This is a genomic window from Pseudomonas sp. Pseusp3 (genome assembly GCF_047304225.1).
Classification (GTDB): Bacteria; Pseudomonadota; Gammaproteobacteria; order Pseudomonadales; family Pseudomonadaceae; genus Aquipseudomonas; species Aquipseudomonas fluorescens_CD.
This window is the reverse complement of record NZ_JBGLYV010000003.1, coordinates 66100-90133: the sequence shown is the minus strand read 5'-3', so window position 1 is coordinate 90133 and position 24034 is coordinate 66100. Positions and strand designations below refer to the sequence as shown.

25 protein-coding genes are annotated in these 24034 nt (G+C 52.9%); 18 read left to right on the top strand and 7 right to left on the bottom strand.

Features of this window, described 5'->3' with window-relative positions; genetic code table 11:
- The first annotated feature begins 104 nt into the window (after window positions 1-104).
- From wecB to ACCD00_RS01965, 15 genes are all read left to right on the top strand, one after another.
- Window positions 105-1223 (top strand): non-hydrolyzing UDP-N-acetylglucosamine 2-epimerase, encoded by a 1119-nt coding sequence (gene wecB, locus ACCD00_RS02035; protein WP_413421488.1) that lies wholly within the window; start codon window positions 105-107, stop codon window positions 1221-1223.
- An 88-nt stretch (window positions 1224-1311) separates the two neighbouring features.
- Window positions 1312-2574 (top strand): UDP-N-acetyl-D-mannosamine dehydrogenase, encoded by a 1263-nt coding sequence (wecC, locus tag ACCD00_RS02030; RefSeq protein ID WP_413421486.1) that lies wholly within the window; start codon window positions 1312-1314, stop codon window positions 2572-2574.
- 317 nt (window positions 2575-2891) lie between these two features.
- On the top strand, window positions 2892-4217 hold the full coding sequence (locus ACCD00_RS02025) for a hypothetical protein (RefSeq protein ID WP_413421484.1): 1326 nt from the start codon (window positions 2892-2894) through the stop codon (window positions 4215-4217).
- The gene (locus ACCD00_RS02020; protein WP_413421482.1) at window positions 4210-4704 is read left to right on the top strand and encodes a DapH/DapD/GlmU-related protein; all 495 of its coding nucleotides are present in this window, start codon (window positions 4210-4212) and stop codon (window positions 4702-4704) included. Before ACCD00_RS02025 ends, ACCD00_RS02020 begins: the two co-directional genes overlap by 8 nt.
- Before the next feature lie 221 nt (window positions 4705-4925).
- Complete coding sequence (locus ACCD00_RS02015) at window positions 4926-5984, top strand: hypothetical protein (RefSeq protein WP_413421481.1); 1059 nt, start codon at window positions 4926-4928, stop codon at window positions 5982-5984.
- The gene (locus tag ACCD00_RS02010) at window positions 5977-7173 is read left to right on the top strand and encodes a glycosyltransferase family 4 protein (RefSeq protein ID WP_413421479.1); all 1197 of its coding nucleotides are present in this window, start codon (window positions 5977-5979) and stop codon (window positions 7171-7173) included. The genes ACCD00_RS02015 and ACCD00_RS02010 overlap by 8 nt, the downstream gene beginning before the upstream one ends.
- On the top strand, window positions 7148-8089 hold the full coding sequence (locus ACCD00_RS02005) for a hypothetical protein (protein ID WP_413421477.1): 942 nt from the start codon (window positions 7148-7150) through the stop codon (window positions 8087-8089). The genes ACCD00_RS02010 and ACCD00_RS02005 overlap by 26 nt, the downstream gene beginning before the upstream one ends.
- Before the next feature lie 583 nt (window positions 8090-8672).
- The gene (locus ACCD00_RS02000; RefSeq protein WP_413421475.1) at window positions 8673-9362 is read left to right on the top strand and encodes a WecB/TagA/CpsF family glycosyltransferase; all 690 of its coding nucleotides are present in this window, start codon (window positions 8673-8675) and stop codon (window positions 9360-9362) included.
- A gap of 392 nt (window positions 9363-9754) precedes the next feature.
- A complete protein-coding gene (locus tag ACCD00_RS01995; RefSeq protein ID WP_413421473.1) occupies window positions 9755-9919 on the top strand; it encodes a hypothetical protein in 165 nt (54 codons plus the stop codon).
- An 88-nt stretch (window positions 9920-10007) separates the two neighbouring features.
- Window positions 10008-11120: a polysaccharide biosynthesis/export family protein gene (locus ACCD00_RS01990; RefSeq protein ID WP_413421471.1), complete on the top strand. Its 1113-nt coding sequence runs from the start codon at window positions 10008-10010 to the stop codon at window positions 11118-11120.
- Between the two features lie 13 nt (window positions 11121-11133).
- Window positions 11134-11793 carry a YjbF family lipoprotein gene (locus ACCD00_RS01985; protein WP_413421469.1) on the top strand — a complete coding sequence of 220 codons (660 nt, stop codon included), beginning with the start codon at window positions 11134-11136 and terminating at the stop codon, window positions 11791-11793.
- Complete coding sequence (locus tag ACCD00_RS01980) at window positions 11790-12557, top strand: capsule biosynthesis GfcC family protein (protein ID WP_413421467.1); 768 nt, start codon at window positions 11790-11792, stop codon at window positions 12555-12557. The genes ACCD00_RS01985 and ACCD00_RS01980 overlap by 4 nt, the downstream gene beginning before the upstream one ends.
- Complete coding sequence (locus ACCD00_RS01975) at window positions 12554-14638, top strand: YjbH domain-containing protein (protein WP_413421465.1); 2085 nt, start codon at window positions 12554-12556, stop codon at window positions 14636-14638. Before ACCD00_RS01980 ends, ACCD00_RS01975 begins: the two co-directional genes overlap by 4 nt.
- Window positions 14635-15054 carry a VanZ family protein gene (locus ACCD00_RS01970; protein ID WP_413421463.1) on the top strand — a complete coding sequence of 140 codons (420 nt, stop codon included), beginning with the start codon at window positions 14635-14637 and terminating at the stop codon, window positions 15052-15054. The genes ACCD00_RS01975 and ACCD00_RS01970 overlap by 4 nt, the downstream gene beginning before the upstream one ends.
- 219 nt (window positions 15055-15273) lie before the next feature.
- Entirely contained in the window at window positions 15274-15732 is a 459-nt protein-coding gene (locus ACCD00_RS01965; protein WP_413421461.1) for a mannose-1-phosphate guanylyltransferase, read from the top strand.
- A 35-nt stretch (window positions 15733-15767) separates the two neighbouring features.
- On the opposite strand, the gene ACCD00_RS01960 is transcribed toward ACCD00_RS01965, so the two are convergent.
- Window positions 15768-16397: a hypothetical protein gene (locus tag ACCD00_RS01960; RefSeq protein ID WP_413421459.1), complete on the bottom strand. Its 630-nt coding sequence runs from the start codon at window positions 16395-16397 to the stop codon at window positions 15768-15770.
- A gap of 71 nt (window positions 16398-16468) precedes the next feature.
- Window positions 16469-16843 (bottom strand): hypothetical protein, encoded by a 375-nt coding sequence (locus tag ACCD00_RS01955; RefSeq protein ID WP_413421457.1) that lies wholly within the window; start codon window positions 16841-16843, stop codon window positions 16469-16471.
- A gap of 471 nt (window positions 16844-17314) precedes the next feature.
- On the opposite strand from ACCD00_RS01955, the gene tal reads away from it, so the two are divergent.
- Window positions 17315-18241, top strand: a complete 927-nt coding sequence (tal, locus tag ACCD00_RS01950; RefSeq protein WP_413421455.1) for a transaldolase — start codon at window positions 17315-17317, stop codon at window positions 18239-18241.
- A gap of 111 nt (window positions 18242-18352) precedes the next feature.
- Here tal and rssC read toward each other — a convergent pair whose 3' ends face one another.
- The 3 genes from rssC to ACCD00_RS01935 all read right to left on the bottom strand — a co-directional run bounded on the left by rssC (window position 18353) and on the right by ACCD00_RS01935 (window position 21114).
- A complete protein-coding gene (gene rssC, locus ACCD00_RS01945) occupies window positions 18353-18835 on the bottom strand; it encodes an anti-sigma factor antagonist RssC (protein ID WP_085716736.1) in 483 nt (160 codons plus the stop codon).
- Window positions 18835-20016 carry a two-component system response regulator RssB gene (gene rssB / locus ACCD00_RS01940; RefSeq protein ID WP_043302549.1) on the bottom strand — a complete coding sequence of 394 codons (1182 nt, stop codon included), beginning with the start codon at window positions 20014-20016 and terminating at the stop codon, window positions 18835-18837. Before rssB ends, rssC begins: the two co-directional genes overlap by 1 nt.
- 408 nt (window positions 20017-20424) lie before the next feature.
- Entirely contained in the window at window positions 20425-21114 is a 690-nt protein-coding gene (locus ACCD00_RS01935; protein WP_085716738.1) for a VacJ family lipoprotein, read from the bottom strand.
- A gap of 201 nt (window positions 21115-21315) precedes the next feature.
- On the opposite strand from ACCD00_RS01935, the gene ACCD00_RS01930 reads away from it, so the two are divergent.
- Window positions 21316-21936, top strand: coding sequence for an HAD family phosphatase (locus tag ACCD00_RS01930; protein ID WP_413421451.1), 621 nt, complete (start codon window positions 21316-21318; stop codon window positions 21934-21936).
- 109 nt (window positions 21937-22045) lie between these two features.
- Complete coding sequence (locus ACCD00_RS01925) at window positions 22046-22309, top strand: DUF4404 family protein (protein WP_413421449.1); 264 nt, start codon at window positions 22046-22048, stop codon at window positions 22307-22309.
- Window positions 22310-22487: 178 nt separating this feature from the next.
- Here ACCD00_RS01925 and queF read toward each other — a convergent pair whose 3' ends face one another.
- Window positions 22488-23318 (bottom strand): NADPH-dependent 7-cyano-7-deazaguanine reductase QueF, encoded by an 831-nt coding sequence (queF, locus tag ACCD00_RS01920; protein WP_413421447.1) that lies wholly within the window; start codon window positions 23316-23318, stop codon window positions 22488-22490.
- Window positions 23319-23379: 61 nt separating this feature from the next.
- Complete coding sequence (locus tag ACCD00_RS01915) at window positions 23380-23916, bottom strand: plastocyanin/azurin family copper-binding protein (protein ID WP_413421445.1); 537 nt, start codon at window positions 23914-23916, stop codon at window positions 23380-23382.
- Between the last annotated feature and the right edge of the window lie 118 nt (window positions 23917-24034).

Genomic DNA, 24034 nt, shown 5'->3' with positions numbered 1-24034 from the left:
ACTTGGCCACAGTTATTTATACAACATTGATCTGAAACGACATTTGTTATGTCAGTCCAAACATCTCTCCCCCTTCAGTTACGAACATATCAATGGATCGCCCTATGAAGACTTTATGCATATTTGGAACCCGTCCTGAGGCCATTAAAATGGCTCCACTTGCGTTGGCACTGGCGGCAGACGAACGCTTTGAAGCAAAAGTCTGCGTTACTGGCCAACACCGTGAAATGCTCGATCAAGTGTTGGGCTTGTTTGCCATTGAGCCGGACTTCGACCTGAACATCATGAAACCCGGTCAGGACCTGACCGATGTGACCAGCGCGATCCTGCAGGGCCTGAAAAAAGTCCTGGCAGAATTCAAACCCGATATCGTGTTGGTTCACGGTGATACCGCCACCACCTTTGCTGCCAGCCTCGCGGCCTACTACCAGCAGATTCCGGTTGCGCACGTGGAGGCCGGTTTGCGCACGGGTAACCTCTACTCTCCGTGGCCGGAAGAAGGCAATCGTAAACTCACGGGGGCGTTGGCCAACCTGCACTTCGCGCCAACCGAAACGTCACAAGCCAATCTGCTGCGCGAGGGCGTCAATCCAGACACGATCGTCGTCACTGGCAACACCGTGATTGACGCCCTGCTGGATGTCGTCAAGCGTCTCGATCAGGACCAGGCACTGTTTGCCCAAGCCTCAGCACCGGCGGCATTTCTGAAACCCGCACGAAAATTGATCCTCGTTACAGGCCATCGCCGGGAAAGTTTCGGTGACGGCTTCGAGCGCATCTGCCAGGCGTTGATGGAGGTTGCCCAGCAACATCCAGAGGTCGATATCGTCTATCCCGTGCACCTCAATCCCAATGTGCGCGAGCCCGTCAATCGCCTGCTGACTGGCATTGACAACATTCACCTGATCGAACCCCTGGACTACCTGCCTTTCGTCCACATGATGAGCCGTGCACATATCATCCTGACCGACTCCGGAGGCATTCAGGAAGAAGCGCCGTCACTGGGCAAACCCGTGCTGGTGATGCGCGATACCACAGAACGGCCAGAGGCTGTTGCCGCAGGCACGGTGAAACTGGTCGGCACTGAAACCGCCGATATAGCCCGCGAGCTGAACCGGTTGCTGACCGATACGGCCGCCTACCAAACAATGAGTCGCGCCCATAACCCTTACGGCGACGGTAATGCCTGCCAGCGCATCATCGAGGCGCTGCTCGCTCGTTAACCCCTTCCCTTACTTAACAGCCGTTGCTTTGCGCGGCTGTTATCTCGCTTGAAAAACGTATCTACACAACACCATTCAAGGACGTCCCATGCCTTTCAAAACCATCTCCGTCGTTGGTCTCGGGTATATCGGCTTGCCCACTGCGGCTGTCTTCGCTTCACGCAAAAAACAAGTGATCGGCGTCGACGTCAATCAAAATGCGGTCGATATCATCAACCGCGGTCAGATTCATATCGTTGAGCCAGACCTGGACATGGTGGTGCATGCCGCCGTGACTGAAGGCTACCTGCGTGCCTCCACCCGGCCGGAACCCGCCGATGCCTTTCTGATTGCCGTGCCCACACCGTTCAAGGGTGATCATGAACCGGACCTGAGCTACATCGAATCGGCCAGTAAAAGCATTGCCCCGGTATTGAAGAAAGGCGATTTGGTCATTCTGGAATCGACCTCCCCGGTCGGCGCTACCGAACAGATGGCTGCCTGGCTCGCCGAAGCTCGTCCAGACCTGAGCTTTCCGCAAACCCACGGTGAAAGCTCCGACATCCGCATTGCTCACTGCCCGGAACGCGTACTGCCTGGCCATGTGCTGCACGAGCTGGTGCAGAATGACCGTGTTATTGGCGGCATGACACCGAAATGCTCCGCATTGGCCATCAGCCTTTACAAGATCTTCGTCCAGGGCGAATGCATCGTCACCAACGCCCGCACTGCGGAAATGTGCAAACTCACCGAGAACAGCTTTCGCGACGTGAACATCGCTTTCGCCAACGAACTCTCGATGATTTGCGACAAACTGGATATCAGCGTCTGGGAACTGATTCGTCTGGCCAACCGTCATCCAAGGGTCAATATCCTGCAACCCGGCCCAGGCGTCGGCGGCCACTGCATTGCTGTAGATCCCTGGTTTATCGTCAGCAAAACACCGGAACAGGCGCACCTGATCCGTAGCGCCCGGGAAGTGAATGACAGCAAACCACAATGGGTAATCGACAAGGTCAAACAGGCCGTTACTCAATTCCTACAGGCGAACCCTGAAAAGACTGCCCGCGAAGTGACAATTGCCTGCTTCGGTTTAGCGTTCAAACCGGATATTGACGACCTGCGTGAAAGTCCGGCCCTCGCTATTACTCAGCAAATCTCGGAAATTCATACTGGTCGGGTACTGGCAGTAGAGCCAAATATCAGTGAACTTCCGAGCAAGCTGGCAGGTAAGCTCAATTTTGCAGACATTGAGACAGCTCTGTCGGAGACAGATGTGTTGGTATTGCTTGTGGATCACAAAGAATTCAAGGAAATACCTATCGCCAAGATCGAGAAACTCGCATTTGTGGACACTCGCGGAATCTATTGATGGCGAACCAGTGAGCGACTAAGGTTGCCCTGGCCTCAGAAAAGCACACCGGGCTCAATCGCCATACTATGTCTGTCACCAGACTGTGTGACGGCGGTCGAGCTCGGATGAGCTTAAACGACGACTCGGCAGCTCTCGTCGTACTGGATATCAAGGTTGCCATACTCGAATTGGTGCGTTTTTTCCGTATTCACACCCAGTTCTGGCGAAAAAAACGTATTGAAAGTGCAACTGCCATTACTTCAAAAAATTCGAGTCTGGGTGCTTGAAAATATCGCCCGATCTCACCCGTAAAGCCGTCGTGTGAGCGCAAAGAAATGAACGGGCTATTCGATGACAATAGTTTACTTCATAAATACTTACAGCAAGGGCGTAAAAATTTTATGGGAGGCAGCAACTTTGGTTATGGAAAAATTAAGTCCCTTAACAAACACTCAGGGAGGTATCGAGCAACATTGAAAAACATAGCATCAAAAGCCTTAGGGCATTCATCCTTCCTGTTAATGTGCGCGGGTTCCGGAGCGCTGTTCCTTTCAAACATCTTGACCAAAAAATACCTCTCCCCCCAAGACTATTTATTCCTATCCTATTTTATTACCATCACCACCATATTAAGCTCATTTGCACTGGGCGGAATGGAACAACTAATAATTCGTTACTGCAAACATACGAACAACACGATAGAAATAGACAAAACGTCATTAATTTCGATAATTGCCGCAATGACAATTTCGCTCATTGCATCACCATTAATAACAACAACTCTCTTACCCTCTAGCTTAGCCGCGCCATGGATTCTACTTTTAACGCTCAGCTTTTCCCTCTCACTGATCAACTACAACGTAGCCAGAGTGAGAAGTGAATTTGTAGAGGCTCAAATTTCCTCAGGAACGTGGAAATTTGCTGCATTCTTTGGTGTTTTAGTATGCTGCTTCAAATTTAGCGACAACTTACAGACTACTTTGCTATTCGGCATGGTGCTAGCAGGCGCCCTGAATATATATTTAATCAAGAAAAACATTAGCTCTTTGGTAGTAGTTAATACCGGAAGCTCAACGATAAGTACCGGGCTAGCGTTTTCTTTTTCTTTAGCAATAATGACGGTACTGGGCACATTCGATCGAGTACTTGCCGAAAAGCTCTCTGGCCAAGACTTATTCGCAGAGTACGTCTATTTTTCTATGGTTTTAATTTTCCCATTCAACATGATTGCTTCCTATGTAGGCTTTAGAGAAGCGATATTTTTCAAGAACAATTTTTCTGCCGATCTTATCAAAAGAAAAGCATGGAACTTATTCCTGAAAATAACAATAATTTTTATCATTTTTGGCGGAGCCGTTTACACTCTATCGCCCCTAATCAACCTAAAGGTGACATGGATAAACATGACACTAAGCTATGTACTGGTGTGCACCAAGTGCATTTACTCGATATTCTCCTCCGTGATGGGAAGTCGCGCATCGGCAAAGGAAATCTGGACCTCAAATCTTTATTCAGCAGCCGCTATAATTGCAATTACCGCAATATTTATTGCACTAGACAACAACATAACAATAAATAGCCTGCTAGCATTATTTATAATCCTGTGGTCATCCAGAACAATTATCTTTATAAACACGGTGCTTTCTAAACAACATGCTTAAATATGAAATTATTTTGTGGGTAATGAAGTTAACCTCTATTATCCCCGGTGGCATTGGATGCCGAATTAGAAACGCAGTATTACCTTATAAGCAAGGTATGAATGTCAAAATCTGGGACGGCATTCATATTGACACCCCGTCAAAATTAAAAATTGGAAATGACGTCTCAATTAATAGAAACTGCCTTATCAACGCTGGTGGAGGGGTTTCCATAGGAAGCAGAACGTTAATAGGTCCAAATGTAACTATATATTCTCAAAATCATGTATATAAAGACAAATCTATAGATGTTCGACACCAGGGTTATGAACGAAAACCTGTAGCAATTGGGAATGATGTCTGGATCGCGTGCAATGCGATATTACTACCTGGAGTAACCATTGGAGATGGGTGCGTTGTAGCCGCTGGTAGTGTCGTAACCCACAGCATGCCTCCTTATGCCATTGTAGCTGGGGTTCCTGCAAAAGTGATAGGACATAGGTCATGAGGGTTCTAGTTTACGTATTTTTGCCATTACTCTTTTTCACCTCAACCCTGTTTAATGACAACTATTATTTTCATTACTGCTCATTAATAGCAACATTGCTGACCTGCATGTACTGCGCAAAAGACATAAACTCGAAAATAATGTTATATTTCATTTTCGGGTATTATGGAATATCACTACTTAATATCTCAAACTATCGTGGATTAATAACAGACACCGGAATGTATGCGTTCAACCTTTATCTTGGCGCATTCGTCATTACGAACTTGTTGTTCAGTGCCAAAATTTCTAGCGCCCTTCCTAGCTTCACACGAGTTCGAGCAACGAAAACTGGTACATTCCAGCTTTTCATGCTAACACATGTTGCAATTTCCTACGCCACCTTAGCCCTGGTAATGGTTACGACTGGGAATATTTTCTTAAACCAAGATCTGCGATTCAATATACCAGCATGGATGGGCTATATCATTCGAAGTCCGCTCCCAATTATTCCTATTTTATACTTCCTGCCTTATAGTCAACGTCGAAAATTTGGCATCGTCGCGATGATATCTCTACCAAGCATATTGATAGGGGCAAGAGGGACAGTAGTATCGTTTGTGGCATCATATGCACTACTCCTAACAATTAACCTAATTAACAATCGCCGAAATCGCGAAACAATTAAGAAATCGGTGTTTCGAAGCAAAAAATTTCTTAAGATTTTCGGCGGCTCATTTTTAGCTTTCTTTGTCACCATTGCATCCGGTTTTTATATCAGACGCTATAATAGCCAGGTCTGGTCTTCAGCGGGCGACATGGCAAGAGAGTACTTCCAGAGCGAATCAATTTTTGTTTTTATTATCTTACCATTTTACCTTGCCTTTAAAGAAACTACCGGATTAGCAAACCAAATTATCAATAACAACTTAGCTCTAACAAGCAATATCTTCTTTTCGGATTTTTATACACTGTTACCGGGAAGTCATGATGCAGCAGGCAAAATTTTTGGTGACGAGGTAGGACGCATCGGCGGCGGCGGACTAACGCCAGGGATCGTTGGTGGTCTTTTTCTGGACTACAAATATTACGGCGTACTAGGGATGATCATCCTCGCAGCCGCCCTATCAAGGAGCTATGCTGCGACAATCAAACATCCGAAGTACGCGGCAGTGTACGCAATATTGATATTTCAGTTCATTCATCTTTTTCACCGAGGCTTCCCCAAACCTGAATATGTGACGTTCACTATTATCGCTTTGTTTTACACTGCTTTCTTCTTGAGAAAAAACCATGCTTAAGATTTTACACCTACTTCATCAGTCTGCCCCTAATATTAGCGGATCTTCTACCCGGACCAACTTGATTCTGAAATGGACATCTGGGCGCGAATTTGAAAACATAGCGATTACATCACCATTTCAAGAACCATTCTCTAAGGCCGCGGCTACAAAGGCTGAATACTTCCCAAGCATTGGGGTTAAAGTATATCGAAGCTATATATTCAATAACTTAAGTGTAGGCGCTGGAAGCAGCCTCCTCGTAAAAATAAAAAAAACGCTTACGCTGCCTTATTTTTTTATCCGAACGGCGTGCATTATTAAAAAAGAAAACCCGGACATTCTTCATGCGCATGCAACCTTTCTATGCGCTATTCCAGCAATTATTTTAGGATGGGTTTTCAAGAAGCCAGTTGTTTACGAACTTAGAAGTCTTTGGTTCGAAAATGAAAATTTTAAAGCTAGCAGGTTTACTAGAATATTTGCAGCAGCACTCGAAAGATACTGCCTAAACAGTTGCCAGCGAATTGTAACAATCTCTGATGGTTTAGCGGAATATGTCACGACACTCCCTGGCGATAAAAATCGCTCCGTGGCAACCATTAAAAACGGTATAGATGATGATTCTATAGTACTCAGCGAACTTGTTTGCCAAGATGACGTAGAGCAGCGGTTTGGCTATATAGGATCAGTTATAGAGCTTGAAGGATTGCATTATGTACTCCAAGCATTAAAAATCCTAAACGAAAAAGGCATATCGATTGACTTCCATATATATGGTGATGGGAGCGCTCGGAAGTCGCTTGAAGACTTAAGTGCCTCGCTCGGGGTTAAAGTACATTTTCATGGAAAATTCCACCCTGACGAGGCGAAAAACATCTACAGCAAGTTAGATACCATCATAAACTACCGAAAATCTGGAGAGATAAGCGACAAGGTCACTCCGTTAAAGCCTCTAGAGGCGCTGCTGCATAGAAAAAATCTGATATGTTCCGACGTGGGCGGGTATAAAGAAATTCTTGACGGTGATCACGCTGTATACGTTCAGCCCGACAGCCCAGCATTACTTGCACAAGCAATGTTGGAGGTATACTTAGACAAGCATAAACACCAAGCTTTAGTGAATAAGGGTTTTGCATTCGTTACCGAAAAACGTCTTTGGTCGAAAAACGGTGAGAAGTACCATGAGCTATATCGCGGCATGCTATAGGCAATTCGGTATTTTTTTTGACATGCACCTCGGAAAACTCCAACTTATCAAATTTCTTTCCATGCTTATCCTAAGCATCCCTATTATTTGTCGTGCAGATTCTCTTGAAAACCAAAGCACTGCTGAAATTCATATATGGCCACATGAAACTCAGGGAAGCCCGACACTCTCATCCCTTCAACAGGCGATTGACTATTCTTACATCAGCTTTTCACCAAACATCACAACCATTAAATTTTTAATCCATGAAGGCACTTACAACGAGCAAGCCGCAATTCTTCACCCAAAGCACGGAGTTCACTACGAATTCACCTCTGCATCAAGTGGGGAGTACCTTCCGAGCTTCGACGGACATCAACAGCAGCTTACTTGGTTGAGGATCATCTCCACAAATGGATTTGGTTCAAGTGTTACCATCAACGGATTAAAAATAAAAAACTATGTTACTGCAATATCGATTGAAGGAGATAGAGAAGATCAAAGTAAATTTAATGCCGAGAATAAAATTTCAAATATGCAATTTGAAAATATTGGGCAAACGTCTCTAAACTCCCCTCCTAGCACAGCTGTGATCAGGTTGGTAAATTCCCAAAAAAACGAGATCATCGACAATTCTTTCACAAATATAAAAAACATCAAAGACTGCAACTTACTGCACTCTATTTATTTAGCACACCACTCAAGCGACAACTCAATAAAACACAACAGCTTTACCAGTTTTTGCGGATCAGCCATCCGAGTTCGTGACAACTCAAACAGAAACACAGCTCAACTTAACAGCTTCACCGACATACAAAATGAACAACTAATGGATCAATGGTTCTGCGACAAAAACCTGAGACAGGACTGTACAAAAAAACAACAAGAACAATATTCCCACTCAAATATTTTTGATATGAATGAGTTTTCCCCATAGATCGCCTAAGTACTCCTCGATACTTTCCTCACAATCGAACTCCATAAACTTCGTTCGACGATGCGAGCTGCCCCCCGCTCGTGACCAGACTCATAGCCGGTGACTGGATGACGTTGAATGAATCAGACGGCTGGCTTGATCATCAATTGGCAGGCCGTTTTTTACTTCACCGCTAGCAAACCAACTTTGATTGATATTGCTCTGAAGGCCGTTACTTTGCGTATACATTCCTAACCAACAGAAATTTGTGCACAACGCCAGCTTGGCGCCCCCTTGCCTGATAATAACTTCTCGAAGACATAATTGTTATTCAAACGCCGTGGGTTGCCTGTCAATCGGTATAGGTCTTGAGAGGTCTTGGACTTATGGCGCCTGCCGTCACCACCAGTTTATCGACGGTTTTCCAAACAGAATCAGACAAGGCTTAGTTTAATACCCGGACACCGACTGGCTAACTATTTGCTACACACACCGGACCCAGGCTTGGGCGTATTACTAGCTGGCTTTTTTACACCCCATCCCCCTGTCGAGATTAACTATGCAAAGAATCGAAATTTTGGACTGCCCCATGGATGTCGCCTCCATGGACAACACTGTCGAGACAATTCGTAGCGCGATTACTGCCGGCCAATTCACCCAGCACGTGGTAGTGAATGTCGCCAAGCTTGTAAACATGCGCGACGACCCTCAGTTGAGCGAATCCGTTCGTTCTTGCGACATCATCAATATCGACGGCATGGGTGTGGTGTTGGGAGCCCGCTTTCTCGGCCACTCAGTACCTGAACGCGTCGCGGGCGTCGACCTGTTTCATGAATTGCTGGCGATGAGCGCGGCCAACCACTTTTCGGTGTTTTTGTTGGGTGCCAAGGACGACGTCGTTTCCACCGCTGCCAGCAAGGTGAAGGCGCTTTACCCTGGGCTGAAAGTCGCCGGATATCACCATGGCTATTTCTGGGATGACGAAGCCGCACTGGTCGAGAAGGTTCGAGCCTCAGGTGCGCAGCTGCTGTTCGTCGCCATCACCTCGCCGATGAAAGAAAATTTTATCAACCGTTGGCGCGATCAGTTGGGGGTCACCTTTGTCATGGGGGTGGGCGGAACGTTCGATGTGGTCGCGGGGAAGGTAAAGCGCGCGCCGCAATGGATGCAGAAGTACGGGCTGGAATGGCTGTACCGCGTTATCCAGGAACCCGGCAGGATGTGGAAGCGCTACTTGACCACCAACAGCAAGTTCGCCTGGTTGCTCATCAAAGAAAAGCTCAAGCGGTCTTGAATATCATCGCCTTACTCATGACGTGGCCGAGCAATGTTAGAAATGATGGCTGCGCGTTATAAAACGTCAGACCTGTCAGGCGTCCTACAAAGGTATTCTTAGGGCAATAGTTGCAGGATTAATCTCACTGAGGAATGACCCAAAGGTCCACTCTCATCGAGTTCGAATCAATACTATCCTTAACGTTAATGGACGCTCAGAGTTTTTGGCCTCGCACGCTCGCTTCTTAGTTTTACCGCCAATACCGACGATGCATCAAAAAGGAATCCACTATGACCAAACTACTTGCTTCCGCTCTAATGCTTTCTTTAAGTGCCTCCGTTTTGGCCGCTGAGCCTCCTGCAGCCTCTTCTGCTCCAGGCACACCTGTAAAACCCGCAGCAAACGCTCCTTTGAGCCTGTCCACTCCCCTCGTGGGCAGCCTGACCACTGGGACTGCTCTCGGCATCGGCGCGGCGGTTGTAGCCGGTGCTGCTGCTCTGTCATCCAGTGGTGGCAGCAGCAACAACAATGGCGGCGGAACTACCGGCACTACCGGCACCACCGGTACACGCTAAGCGCACCGCAAGGTCGATAGCCTTCTACCACCCGGAGCAATCCGGGTGGTTCCGTTCTGACGTGTTCCCTCCACAAGTGTCCTCAATCATGATTCGTAGTTTGTCGCTCGCTGTGCTTGCAGGTATAGCCCTGCAAGGCTGTATGTTCTCACCCGGTCAACACCTGGATACCAGCCAGGTCGGCCGTGATGGCTCACCGGAAAGCAGTCGGATCGAGTTGATTCCGATAACGCCCAAATTGATTGCCCAGAACGCGGCGACAAAAGTGCAAGCCTCGGTGCCCGCTGAGTTGTTGGCGTACAGGCCGGGGGCTTACCGGATTGGTGCCAATGATGTGTTGTACATCACTGTGTGGGACCATCCCGAGTTGACTGCGCCATCGGGTGCGCAACAGCAAATTGATGCGAACGGTCGCCTGGTACGCCCGGACGGCACCATGTTTTACCCCTATATCGGCAATATTCACGCTGCGGGTAAAACCATCGAGGAGCTTCGCGGTTTTATTGCCGAGCGCCTGACGCAATTCGTCGACAGCCCTCAGGTTGATTTGAGTGTCTTGCGGTTTGCCAGTCAAAAAGTCGTTATTTCCGGTGCGATTTTGAAAGCCGGTCAACAGCCCATTACCACTTCGCCGCTCAGCGTCGTCGAAGCCATGGGTATCGCGACGGTCGACCCATTGAATGCCGACCTTGCCGGCCTGACGCTGACCCGGGACGGACGTGAGTATCCGCTGGACCTGGACTCGCTGAACAGCAAAGGCTCGCAGTTGCATAGCGTCTATTTGAAAGACGGCGATCAGTTGTACTTGCCCTACAACGACCGCAAGAAGATCTACGTCATGGGTGAGGTCAACCAGCCTCGGGCGCTCACATACAAAATCAATCGGATGAATCTGGCGGATGCGGTCGGCACGGTCGGTGGTCTGAACCAGACCACGTCCAATGGCAACGCGCTGTATGTGATTCGAGGCGCCGAAAACCTTGAAACCGAGCCGGCAAAAGTCTTTCAACTGGACGCCGAATCGCCGACCGCGTTTGCTCTCGCCAGCCGCTTCGATCTGCAACCCCAGGACATTGTCTACGTCGGCCCTGCAGGCGTGACCCGCTGGAACCGCCTGATCAGCCAATTGCTGCCATCGGCCGCTATCCTGGGTACCGGAGCCGCGGCCACAAACAATCTCAGTGAAGCCAGCAGTCGATAAGGTTTGAGCCGCTTTGAAAACTTTGCGTAACAGCTCATGCCTGGCGGTGGGTTTACTGCTGTGTGGCTGCAATCCGTTGATGCAGGCGTCCCTGGACACCTTTAAAACCACCGCATTGGGCGTCCAGCCGCTGGCAGTGACTGCTGCGCAAGTGGAGGCCGTGCCCTATGCGCAGATCAAGGTCACCACGGACTCCAGCGAAGGTGTGTTGGCGAAGCTTCGCCAGCAGGACGACCTGGAGTTCTGGGTCGCCTCCGGCAAGCAGGTGTTGTTGATGCGCGATGGTCTGGTCGTGCGCACTGTCGGCCTGGGCATCAATCTCGATGGCACGCGCTTCGACGGTGAGTCGCCGTTCAAGCTTGGCTTGCAGCGATTGCCCGACGGGTACAGCAGTACTCGCTGGATCGATGTCTATCAGGGTCCGCGGGTCGGGCTGGCTGTCAACAGTCGCTTCAGCCGACAAGACATCGAAAACGTCACCATCCTCGACAAGGACTATGCGCTGCTGCGCATAGACGAACGCGTCGACATACCCGAGCTGGGATTCAAGGCCACCAACCGTTTTTGGGTCAGGCCAGACGATGGCTTGATCCTGCAGAGCGAACAACATCTCACGCCGGAACTGTTCTTGAAGATTGTGCAATTGCGCCCTGATCGGGAGACGGCTCGGTGAGATATTCGAAAACGCTGTCGGCTTGCCTGTTGCTGGCAAGTTCTGCGATGACTCAGGCCGCTGTCACCGTCACGGGTGATGTACTGAACGCCGGATCCTTCGCGTTCGTGCCAGGTGCACGCTTGCTCGATGCCGTCAGCCAGGGGCGCCCGAACGCCGAAAGTTACTGGCTGGCCGCCGCCTGGCTGCATCAGCCACTGTTGGAGCAGCAAACCCGCCTTAAAGCCGGCGTGCTGTTCGATCTGAAATTGCTGCAACGTGGCGCCTTGCTGGAAGAAAAAAGCAGCCTTGCGGCCCTGGCTGCGCGCTTGTTTGCAGAGGTCAGCCGACTGCCCGTCACCGGCCGAAAAGTCGCGGTGCTCGACCCTGTGGCGCTGGAGGTCGCGTTCGCTCGCAATTACCCGCTCAGTGACGGCGACCAGCTGATTTACCCCCAACGCCCGACTACGGTCACTGTCCTGGGCGCAGTTGAAAAGCCCTGCACGCTGCCTTATCGCGCCCTCCAGCCAGCCCATGAATATCTCGAAAGCTGCCTGCCGGTGATCGACGCAGATGCCGATTATCTGTGGTTGATTCAGCCCGATGGCCAGGTCCAGCGAGTCGGTATCGCTGCCTGGAACCGCGAAGACAGAGTGATTGCCGCCGCCGGCAGCACAATTCTGGTGCCCGTGCGAAACGATGATCCGGATCTGCCCACACCCGATTTGAACGAGCAGCTTGCCCAGTTTCTCGCCACCCAACCGCTGCCCGAGGTGGCCCCTTGAAGTTACGTTTTGCCGCCGTAGTGTTGTTGCCCTACAGCCTGGCTCATGGAGAGCCGCGTTTTACCCAGAATGATTTCGGTGGTGTGGGTTTGTTGCAAACCCCTACCGCACGGATGGCACCCGCCGGTGAGTTCAGCTTGAACGCCAACCGGACAGACCCTTATTCGCGCTATAGCATTTCACTACAGCCCCTTGATTGGCTGGAAGGCACTTTCCGTTATACCTCCATCGGCAACCACAAATACGGGGCCGAGGCATTAAGCGGCGATCAGACCTATAAAGACAAGGCGGTCGATGTCAAAGCCCGCCTCTGGCAAGAAAGCCATTGGCTGCCCGAAGTCGCGCTCGGTTTTCGTGACGTCGGGGGTACCGGCCTGTTTTCCAGCGAATACTTTGTTGCGAACAAACGTTACTACGACCTGGATTTCAGCCTGGGCGTTGCCTGGGGCTACATCGGTAACCGCGGGGATTTCGAGAACCCGCTGGGGTACCTCGATGAGCGCTTTGATACACGCCCGGTAAATACGGGCGCGGACGCGGGCAACGTCAATACCAACTCGTATTTTCGAGGCTCGCCCGCGTTGTTTGGCGGCGTGGCCTATCAGACACCCTGGTCACCACTGAGCCTGAAACTCGAGTTCGACGGTAACGACTACAAGCACGAGCCGCTGGACAGTAGCCAGAAACAGGACTCGCCCATCAACATCGGGGCGGTCTTCAAGCTGAGTGACTCTGTCGATTTGACCGCCGGTTGGGAGCGCGGCAATACCGCGTTGTTCGGCATCACTTTTCATACCAATTTCGCCAGCCGCAAGGCACCGGCCAAGCGCTACGACCCTGCTATCGAAGCGCTTCCTGCGCACGCGCCGACTATGCCGCTCGATCAGGTCGACTGGGCCGGGGTTTCCAAACGACTGGAAGACAACGCAGGTTACAAGGTAGAACGCATTGCTCAGCGCGATTCCGAGCTGATTGTGTATGGCGAGCAGTCGCGCTACTTCTACTCAGCCAAAGGCGTTGGCCGGGCCAGCCGGATTCTGGACAACAGCGCGAATGACGAAATCGACTGGTTCACGCTGGTGAACAAGCGTTACGACATGCCCGTGGAAGAAACCAGTGTGCCGCGCGAAACCTTCCGGGAAGTGGTGAACAACCGGCAAGACCTTGCGGACCTGCACCGCACCACCGAAGTGAACCGGGCCACGCCGCACATTGAAAACACGCTGTACACCCAGGGCCTTGAGCGTTTTACCTATGGTATCGGCTTGGGTTACAAGCAAAACATTGGCGGCCCTGACGGCTTGCTGTACCAGTTGACCGCTGATGTGGACGCAGAATACCGCTTTACCCGCAGCACGTGGACAAGCGCGGTCATAAGCACCAATCTCCTGAACAACTTCGACAAGTTCAAGTACGACGCGCCGAGCAAACTGCCCCGAGTACGGACCGATTTGCGCAAGTACGTCATCACCTCTGATGTAACGATGCCGACATTTCAGCTCAACCATGCCAAGCAACTGGATCAGGACTTGTATGGCATGGTGTATGGCGGCTATCTGGAGTCAATGTTCGCCGGGGTCGGTGGTGAATTGCTGTACCGCCCCATGGGCGAGCGCTGGGCCTTGGGTGCTGACTTGAACTATGTACGCCAGCGTGAGTTTGACCAGGGGTTTGGCCTGCGCGGGTACAAGACCGTGACCGGTCACATCACTACCTATACGGAATTGCCGTTCGATTTGCAGGCGGCGGTCAGTGTCGGACGTTACCTGGCGCGCGATTGGGGTGCCACGTTTGATGTGTCACATGAATTCAGTAACGGCGTGAAGTTCGGTGGCTGGGTCACCCGCACCACGGCCTCGTCTGAAGAGTTCGGCGAGGGCAGCTTCGACAAAGGTATCTATATCTCGGTCCCCTTCGACGAGCTGATGAGCGTGTCCACGATGCGTCGCGCCAATTTGGTCTGGGCTCCGCTGACTCGCGATGGTGGCGCGCGTCTTAACCGCCAGTATTCGCTGCACACCATGACCGATGGCCGCGACAAAGACGCGTTCTATAAAAACTTTGAGAAAATTACCGAATGAGTTCGTTGTTCCTGGGTGTCACACAACTTCCCCAATGGATACGAACGCTGTTTTTCATCGGTGTTGGCGTGGTCTTGCTGACAGCCGGATTGCGAGCGCAACCGATTCCCGAAGCCTTTGCCCAGGAAGACAAACTGCATCACTTGGTTGGTTTTTTCGCGTTGTCGTTTAGTTGCCGGCTGGCCTTCCCTCGGGTCAAGGCGCGCTGGATTGCCTTGGGCTGTCTGCTGACGGGGATCCTGATCGAATATGCACAAGGACTGATGCCGCTGCGCACGGCATCACCTTACGACGCCTTGGCGAATACTGTCGGTGTGCTGATCGGCTTGATGGCGTGGCGCTGGATGCGCCATTGGTCGTGCAAGCAGTCAGAAGTTCTCGATGTAATGCATCGCATTACAGAGCGAAACCGTTAGGCGGCCAGTCAAACAGTCCACTCAGTTCCCGGACACTCAAGACTATGGCTTCGTCCGTGAGCATAGCGAGAACACGCCTGCAAACATCAAAGCACTGAATCGACGCGACCAATTTCTGTTGGTGAGAATTTGTACAAGAAAGGCCTGTAAACGGAATTTTTTCAGCTCTTGGGTGCCGCGCTTCTGAGCGGCCATCAATCTTTTGCAAGGCAGACCACTATGAACGCTTCCAGATCACCGATCGACTCTGTCTATAAATCGCTGGACCCTTTTGCACCCGGCAATATGGTTTTGGGGCAGAAGTCCACCGAGGGCAACAGTGGATTGATGGCCTGGTTGCGGACCTACGAAAATGCTCCCTCCACTATCACCCCGGAGCCAAAGTTGTTGGTGGAGCGCATCGGGCTCTTTCCTTCCTCGGGTGATATTCGGCGCATGGTCGGCAATCCCGTTGCGGTACTCGAACACTTGCGAACCCTGTATGCCGGTGAAGCACTGGATGTCGATGACAGTGACGGCCTAAGCCTGACGTTCGCTCAATGGCGCTTCAAGATCTGCCCATCGGAGAGCGAGATTCTGTTGAAGGTTGAGAGTCGAGGCGATGTTGCACTGATGCAGAAAAAGACTGCAGAGCTGCTGGATCGGATCGAAGACAAAAATAGTAGTGAGTGCTGGTAACGCCACTTCGCCAGAACTCACAATCGAAGCAAAATCTACAACCTTGATAATTCGCCGGGAGTGCGCCAGTGAGGCTGCATGAATGCCTTTTCTGCCCCCGAAAGAGTTACTGCGAAAGAGTTCAAGAGCTTCTCAGCTGTATATTTTGGAATGCTCGTACTCAGCATGATAATCGCGAGCCCCAGCATGAGGGCCGTCCGGGGAATATTGCGGACCTCCTTTCTCTCCAGCCTGAAAAGAAAAACGCACGCCGCGGCTGACCCCACCACCGCCCCGGCAATGGCTTCCGGCAGGGGATGAATCGTCTGCCCGACATACTGGACGCTGAACCACCAGGTCGACAGCAGCCCCGCCCCCAGTGCCAGCCAGCGAAGACGATGATCCAGTTGGCGCAACAGCAAACTCAACACAACGGTCGACACCAGGCAGGCGTTCATTGCGTGGCCGCTGATGACTGCGATATCCAGGCTTTCCAGGCCGATTCCCCAGCCCTTGAACAGTACTTTACTGAGACCTACGACGAAATAGGCTATGAACAGTACGCCTAGCCATAAGAGGGCGAGTTTTCTCGATGCGGTGCACCATAACCAACCAGCGACGACCATGGCCGCTGGAAGCATGACGGTGATTCCGGCGTATTGAGTGATGTACAGTTTTAAGTCCAATCTACTTCCTCACGCCTCATGCAATTTTCCAGTGCAATGGACACTGGGCGCGTGTTCAGAAGACACAACGCTCATCGATCCGAAAAGCACTTCAGACGATTCTCTACGACAACCACCGAATAACTCGCGATGTGCATTGCCAGCCCGTCCTCTATCAGGGCTTCCAGCAAGGCAGCCTGTGCCGCGAAGCGCAGGTCGCGATTGAGTTTTCGAGACGCGTGCATCTGATCGATCAGGACATGCGTGACTTGATAAGGGGTGTTGACTCTCAGACGCCCCAACCAGACGGGGATTTTTTTTGCGCTTTTGGATTGTCCGATACTCAGCACGCAGGTCGCCTTGTCCGAAGCGGTGCCTTTCGAAACCTCCATGATTTCTTCAAACACGCCGGTCAGTTTTTTTAGTGCGTAGCCAAGCATCAAATCATCAAATGCATCCAAAAACATATTCCTCTTCACGTTGTGAAGTTATTTCTACAAACACATATTCGCGATTATTACATTACACTTTATTTTATATATGTACTGGACGTATTCTAACGATCAAGACCTCTGTCAGATAACATTACACTTGTTAGCGCGAAGACTAACTTGACCAAGGTATTAATTGACTTTTTATAACAATTATTGAGCCCGCATTCGAACTATATAGACTTCAACGATATCGATAATTACGCGCAAGGTGATGCGTGAGTTATCAGAGGATTCAGGGGCCAGGTGATCCGGTTGCAAGGCGTTAACCGTCCGGTCAGTTGAACCTGTGAGCCCGCTTGGCATCTTATTCATCGATACCATGCCCCGCCTTTCAAACAGCCGTTTTCAGGTTGTTGCCGCAGGGGCCGCCGATACACGTACACGCCCTTGAGTGGCTGTCAGCGCTCGGGTAATGTCATCAGACCCATAGGACAGAGCACGCCCATGACTTCCAAGCTGGAACAACTCAAACAAATGACAACCGTGGTTGCCGACACCGGCGACTTCGAAGCTATCGCTCGCGTTAAACCCGTGGACGCCACCACCAACCCTTCACTGCTGCTCAAGGCCGCGGCCATTCCCGCGTATGCCGAGTTGCTGAACGCCAGCGTCAATGACTGCAAGGGCGATGTCGGCCTGGCCAGCGACCGCTTTGGCGTGGCCGTGGGGCAAGAAATCCTGAAAGTGATCCCGGGCCGTATTTCCACCGAAGTGGATGCGCGTCTGTCGTTCGACTCTGACGCCATGTTGAAGCGCGCGCATCGCCTGATCGAGCTGTACGACAAGGCTGGCATTGGCCGTGGCCGCGTACTGATCAAGATCGCATCCACCTGGGAAGGCATCCGCGCTGCCGAAATCCTGGAAAAGGAAGGCATCCAGACCAACCTGACCCTGCTGTTCTCCTTCGCTCAGGCCGCCGCTTGTGCCGACGCCGGAGTGTTCCTGATTTCGCCGTTCGTGGGCCGTATCTATGACTGGTACAAGAAAGCCAACGGCAACGACTACACCGGCGCGGATGATCCGGGCGTGCAGTCGGTGACGCGCATCTACAACTACTACAAGGCCAATGACTACAAGACCGTGGTCATGGGGGCGAGCTTCCGCAATCTGGGCCAGATCGAACAACTGGCCGGCTGCGACCGCCTGACCATCAGCCCGGACCTGATCGACAAGCTGGCGGCGGATACCGGCAAGCTGGAGCGCAAGCTGGTGCCGGGCAATGCCGGTGAAGCGCGCCTGAGCCTCAACGAATCGCAGTTCCGCTGGCTGTCCAACGAAGATGCGATGGCGACCGAAAAACTGGCTGAAGGCATTCGTCAGTTCGCGCGGGATCAGGAGAAGCTCGAGGCGTTGTTGCAGGCCAAGCTGTAACAGCTGACAGGCCAACGCAAAAAGGGCGAACCCTCACAGGTTCGCCCTTTTTTTGTATGTGCCTGGTGACTGTCAGGACGCCATCGCGAGCAAGCTCGCTCCTACAGGGGATCAGTGCCGCTCGAGGGCATTCACCAGGTCATGGAAGGCTTCGCGATTGGTGTCGTTCAGGCCCATGAGGATTTTGTGCGCTTCGAGCACTTTGATCCGCACCACTTCTTCGGACTGATCCTGGTCTGGCAGGTCGTCCAGGCATTCCGGGCACGGTACAGGCTTGTCAACGATGTTGAACACCTGCTCGAAGCCCATGGACTGCAGTAGACGCGTGATGTCTTCGTGGGTGGTGACGACGGTCGGCAGCAGGCCGACTTTCTGCCGCGACAGGATCGACAGCTTGGCCAGCAGGCCAAGCGTGGTGCTGTCGATGCTGCGGGTTTCGGTCAGATCGATCACGATCGCGTTGAAATTCAACGCGTTGAAGATCCGCTCGATAGTCGCATCCAACGCCGAACACAGGGTCAGGCGAACTTCACCGACGAACTTCAGGACGAAGGTGCCATCCTGCTCGGCGAACTGGATTCTACCAGTACTCATCAAAGATTCCTGCTCAACACCAACAGGGCGATATCATCCGGCATCTCCCCTAGCGTGGCCAATCCAAAAACCTGCCGCAACCCATCCAGGGTGCCGCCCGCAGCCTTGACCCGTTGGGGCAACGCCGCTTCTTTTTCTTTGAGTGTGGGTTCTGGCAAAAGATCCAGAATGCCATCGGACATTAGCGTCAGGCTGAACGTCGGTGGCAGTTCCAGCACGTGGTCTTCGTAGGTGGCCTCGTTGAAAAGGCCCACCGGCAGACCACGCCCATCCAGATAACGAACACTGTCTGGCGTGTACAACACTGGCAACGGCAGATGACCGCCGATGCTATAGGTCAACAAACCTGTCTCCTCGTCGATGACTCCACCGACCATTGTGACGTGTTTACCCAGCTTACAACTGATCAGGCCCCGGTTGATATGACCAAGAACCTCTGAAGGCTTGAATTCCGGCAAGGTGCCGCTGCGCTTGGATTCGAACAGCAGGCGTGTGGTCATGAACTTCAACAGCACCGTGACGAAGGCTGAAGAGGCGCCATGACCGGAAACGTCCGCCAGGTAAAAGGCTACCCGGCGCTCGTCGACCCGAAAGTAGTCGACGAAATCACCCGACAGGTACAGCGACGGGATGATCTGGTGAGCGAACTTGAACTCGTCGATGGCCCATGGGCTGACCGGCAGCATGTTCATCTGCACCTGGCGACCGGCGTTCTGGTCCTCCTGGAGCAGGTTCAGGCTGGCGGCGAGCTCGCGGTTGGCCTTCTCCAGCTTCTCGCGGTAGCGCTGGTTCTCCAGCAACAGGCGCGCACGATCCAGGGCCCGGCGCACAGAGTGCTCGAGCACGGCCAGGTCTTCGAGAGGCTTGATCAGGTAGTCCGCTGCGCCCAGGCGCAGGGCTTCGACCGCGTCGTTCATCACGCCCGCACCCGAAACCACAATCACCGGCGTTTGCGGCGACAGCTCGGTGACCTGGCGGATGAGTTCGAGTCCGCCCATCTGCGGCATGCGCAGATCGCAGATGACCAAATCGGGCTTGTCTTGCTCGAATACCTGAAGACCCTGCTGACCATTGCTGGCCTGCAAGACGCTGAATCCACTGTCTTCCAAATAGGCGGCGAGGCTCGCGCGCACTACTTCGTCATCATCGATTATCAGCAGCGTGGCACTGGTTTTTGGCATGTGGGCAAACGGCGCCAGAATTAGGTTGGCGTAGCAGGCGGGGACTACAGCCCGGCACTGACTACTGGATTCGCTTTCTAGCCTCTCTGTCGCACCGCTTTCGGGCATTTGCCCTACACACATGTTCACCAGAGGTGCCCTTCTAAGGCGCAGACGGTACTCCCATCCGCGGGGCGTTTCAAGCTCACGCCGATGGTCGCTTGACGTCTTTATTTGTCAAATCACCGAGAGTTATAAGAACAGACAAATCCGTAACCCAATGGAAGGATCGAACCCATGAGTCAAACCGCTCGGGACCACAGCGAAAAGCCCGATTTCATCCGCATGGGGACCGATTCCGGTCAAGCCGCGCTTCGCGAATAAAAAAAGGCGACCTTGAGGGTCGCCTTTTCAATTTACCGGTCGACGTTAAAAATCGTCTTCGACCTGACCGTCTTTCACCTTGAATTCACGGTTCTGCAAGTACGCGTTACGAATGAAGGTGTACTTGTCGCCGGTGATCAGCTTCTCGCTCGACAGCAGGTTGGCACGGGTATCGATGATGTCCAGGGCGAAGAACGAGTTACGCACAGGCACGTCGTTGACGTAACGATAAGCACCGGTATAGCTGTCGACGTACTTGGACGGCGCATCACGCAAGGTGCTTGGCCCCAGCAGTGGCAGCATCACGTAAGGGCCGCTGCCGACACCCCAGTAACCCAGCGTCTGACCGAAGTCTTCATCATTGCGCTGCAGGCCCATCTTGGTGCCGACATCAATGACGCCCAGCAAGCCGAAGGTGGTGTTGAAGATGATTCGTGCGGTATCAACGCCTGCGGCGCGAGGTTTGGCCTGCAGGATATCGTTGGCCAGGTTGCGCACATCGCCGATGTTGCGGAAGAAGTTGTGAACGCCGTCTTCGACAAACTGCGGCGTCACGTACTGGTAGCCCTGGGCCAGGGGTTTCAGCGCGTAGGTGTCGATCACATCGTTGAACTTGTAGATCGGGCGGTTGACGCTTTCCCAAGGATCCTCTTCCGTGGCTGCCTGGGCAACGAACGGAACCAGCATCGCACTGGCGCATACACAAATCCTGGCTAGATGATTGCTCCAGCGCATAGAAAAAAACTCCTTGGTCTGTACCGGCTCGGGCGCTTGGCCCAGGCAATAAGTTGGTAAGTATATGACGTAAACGCCGTTTAAGGCACTTTGCACAAAAGCCACACCGACGGAATCGTGCCAAATGTGAGCGATTCACACCCATGTCACTCAACTGTCACCGTCGCCCACTAGCCTTCAGGCTATTTCAGGGACGTCCTCATGCCACTCGCCGAAGCCTTGCTCCAAACTGCCCCCAGCCTTACCGCCGTACTGTTCGGCCTCAGTGGCTGCCTGGTGGATTTCGGCGCACACACGCGCCGGCACGGCAGCCATTCGGCCGAACACGCCGAGGCCACGCCCGGTGCACTGGATAGCCTGCGCAGCTTGCAGCGCCAGAAAATCCCCTGCGCCTGGCTCGATGAACTGCCCCCTGCCCTCAGCCAATCCCTGGCCGCTGCGCTGCCGGAGTGGATCAAACCATCGCAACATCCAGAAACATACATTCCTTGGCCCGCCCCGAATGCCTGCTGGCAGGCCTTGATGGCCCTGAACGTCGACCGACTCGACGGCTGTGTACTGGTGAGCGGTGAGCCCCGCTTGCTGCAAGCGGGGCTCAATGCCGGGTTGTGGACCATCGGCCTGGCGTCCTGCGGCTCGCTGTGCGGGTTGACGCCTCAGGAATGGCACGCGTTGACCCAGCAGGACCGCGACATCAAACGCGCCAAGGCGACGATGCAGCTGTTCGGCCTGGGCGTGCATTCGGTAATCGATCACCTCGGTGAACTCGACACCTGCCTGGCCGATATCAGCTTGCGTCGGCTCAAGGGCGAAAAGCCCTGACCGAGATCATGCAGGTTGCGCGCGAGTGGATTAATCTAAAGGGAAGCCATAGATCTTTGGCGTGCCGCTGCGGTCTATGCCAGTGCCTATCGAGAAAAGGAAGAACGCCATGCCTGCCCGCGAACTGCAAGAACAGCTCAATGCCCTGCGCGAGCAATTGGAACAGAATCCTCCGTTGTCTGAAGAAGAACGCGCCGAACTGTACGAGCTCATGCAGCAGATTGAACTGAAGCTTGAGCTTGAAACCAAAACCCAGGACTCCAGCCTCGCCGACGGCGTCAACCTGGCCGTTGAGCGCTTTGAAGTCGATCACCCCGCCATCGCTGGCACCTTGCGCAACATCGTGAACGCCTTGGTCAGCATGGGTGTCTGACACCCCTTCCCTGAATGAAAAAAGCCCTGCTGGCGATAGCAGGGCTTTTTCATTTCCACGATTGGCAACCCACAAATCCCCTGTGGGAGCGGGCTTGCTCGCGAAGGCGTAGTGTCAGCCAATGAAGTCTCGACTGACACACCGCCTTCGCGAGCAAGCCCACTCCCACATTGGCAATTTACTGGCGGACCAGGCGATGGTTCGGCAGCTGCACTTCTTCAGTGCTGCGGTACGGGTTGATATCCAGCCCGCCACGACGCACATAACGCGCATACACCGTCAGTTTCTCGGGTTTGAGCAACCGTTGCAGGTCAAGGAAGATCCGCTCCACACATTGCTCATGGAAATCCGAATGCTGACGGAAGCTGACGATGTACTCGAGCAGGCTCGCGTGATCCAGCGCCGCACCACGGTACTCCACCGCCACGCTGCCCCAGTCCGGCTGGCTGGTGACCGGGCAGTTGGACTTGAGCAGATGGCTGTGCACGCACTCCTCGACAATGCGCGAATCATCGCAACGCAGCAGTTCCGGGCGTGGATGCTCGTAGTTGCTGACGCTGATATCCAGCTCATCGATGCACACGCCCGGCAACGCCACGACGCCTTCGCTCTCGACATCCTTGAGACTGCGGATGCGCACACCCACCGGCTTGCCGGCAGCCACCGACAAATCCCTGGCCAGCGTCGCCTCAAGGCTCGCGGTATCGGCAAACGGCGTCTGGTTCAGGGAGTTGAGGTACAGCTTGAACGACTTCGATTCGATGATGTTCGGCGAATCCGCCGGAATGCTGAATTCGCCGATCGCCACCACGGGCTTACCCGACGGCAGCAGCCAGGACAGCTCGAAGCAGTTCCAGAAGTCCACGCCTTTATACGGCAGGGTTTGCGCCGTCAGGCCCAGTTCGGCCCACTTCGCGGTGCGCGGGATCGGGAACAGCAAGGACGGCGTGTAAGTGGCGATGTATTCGCTGGACTTGCCCAGCGGCGAGTGTTCGGCTGCGGGATGCATGGCGGAAACCTGACTGAAGAATCAGCGGATTCTATCAGCCTTTGCTCCCGCCTTTGAGTGCTTACTGACTGACAGTCAGTTTACCGACCATGCCGGCCTGATAATGGCCGGGGATGTTGCAGGCAAACTCGAGGTTGGTGGCCTTGCTGAAAGTCCAGGTCAGCTCGGCGGTCTGGCCCGGCTCCACCAGCACGCTGTTCGGATCGTCATGCTTCATGCCGTGATCCATTTTGCCGTGATCCATGCCGGCCATGTCGCCATGGCCCATTGCCTTCATGGCGGTCGGCGTCAGCATGCCGCTCTGTTGCATCTGCAACATTTCCTGCTGGTGCCTGGCATGCATCGCCGCATCCCCGAGATTGAACTCATGCAACAACTGGCCTTTATTGACCAGTACGAAGCGCACGGTTTCCCCGGCCTTGATGTCGATGGCCTGCGGCGTGAAGGACATGTCACCCATGACCACCTCGACACTGCGGGTCGCCTTGGCCGCCGGGGCCGGTTGGCCGAAGTCGTAGGTATGCCCGGCGTCCGCCCACACCGGTGAACTCAGCGCCAGCAAACACACGATTTGCGCCACGGATTTGCGTAAAAACATCGTCGTACTCCAACAAGATAAGGCTCAGCATGCAGAAAACTCTAAACTGCTGCCACTGCCCGCAACCTGACAGCCAGATTACAACTTTGTCAGGTTGACCTGTGTGAACGCTGCCCAC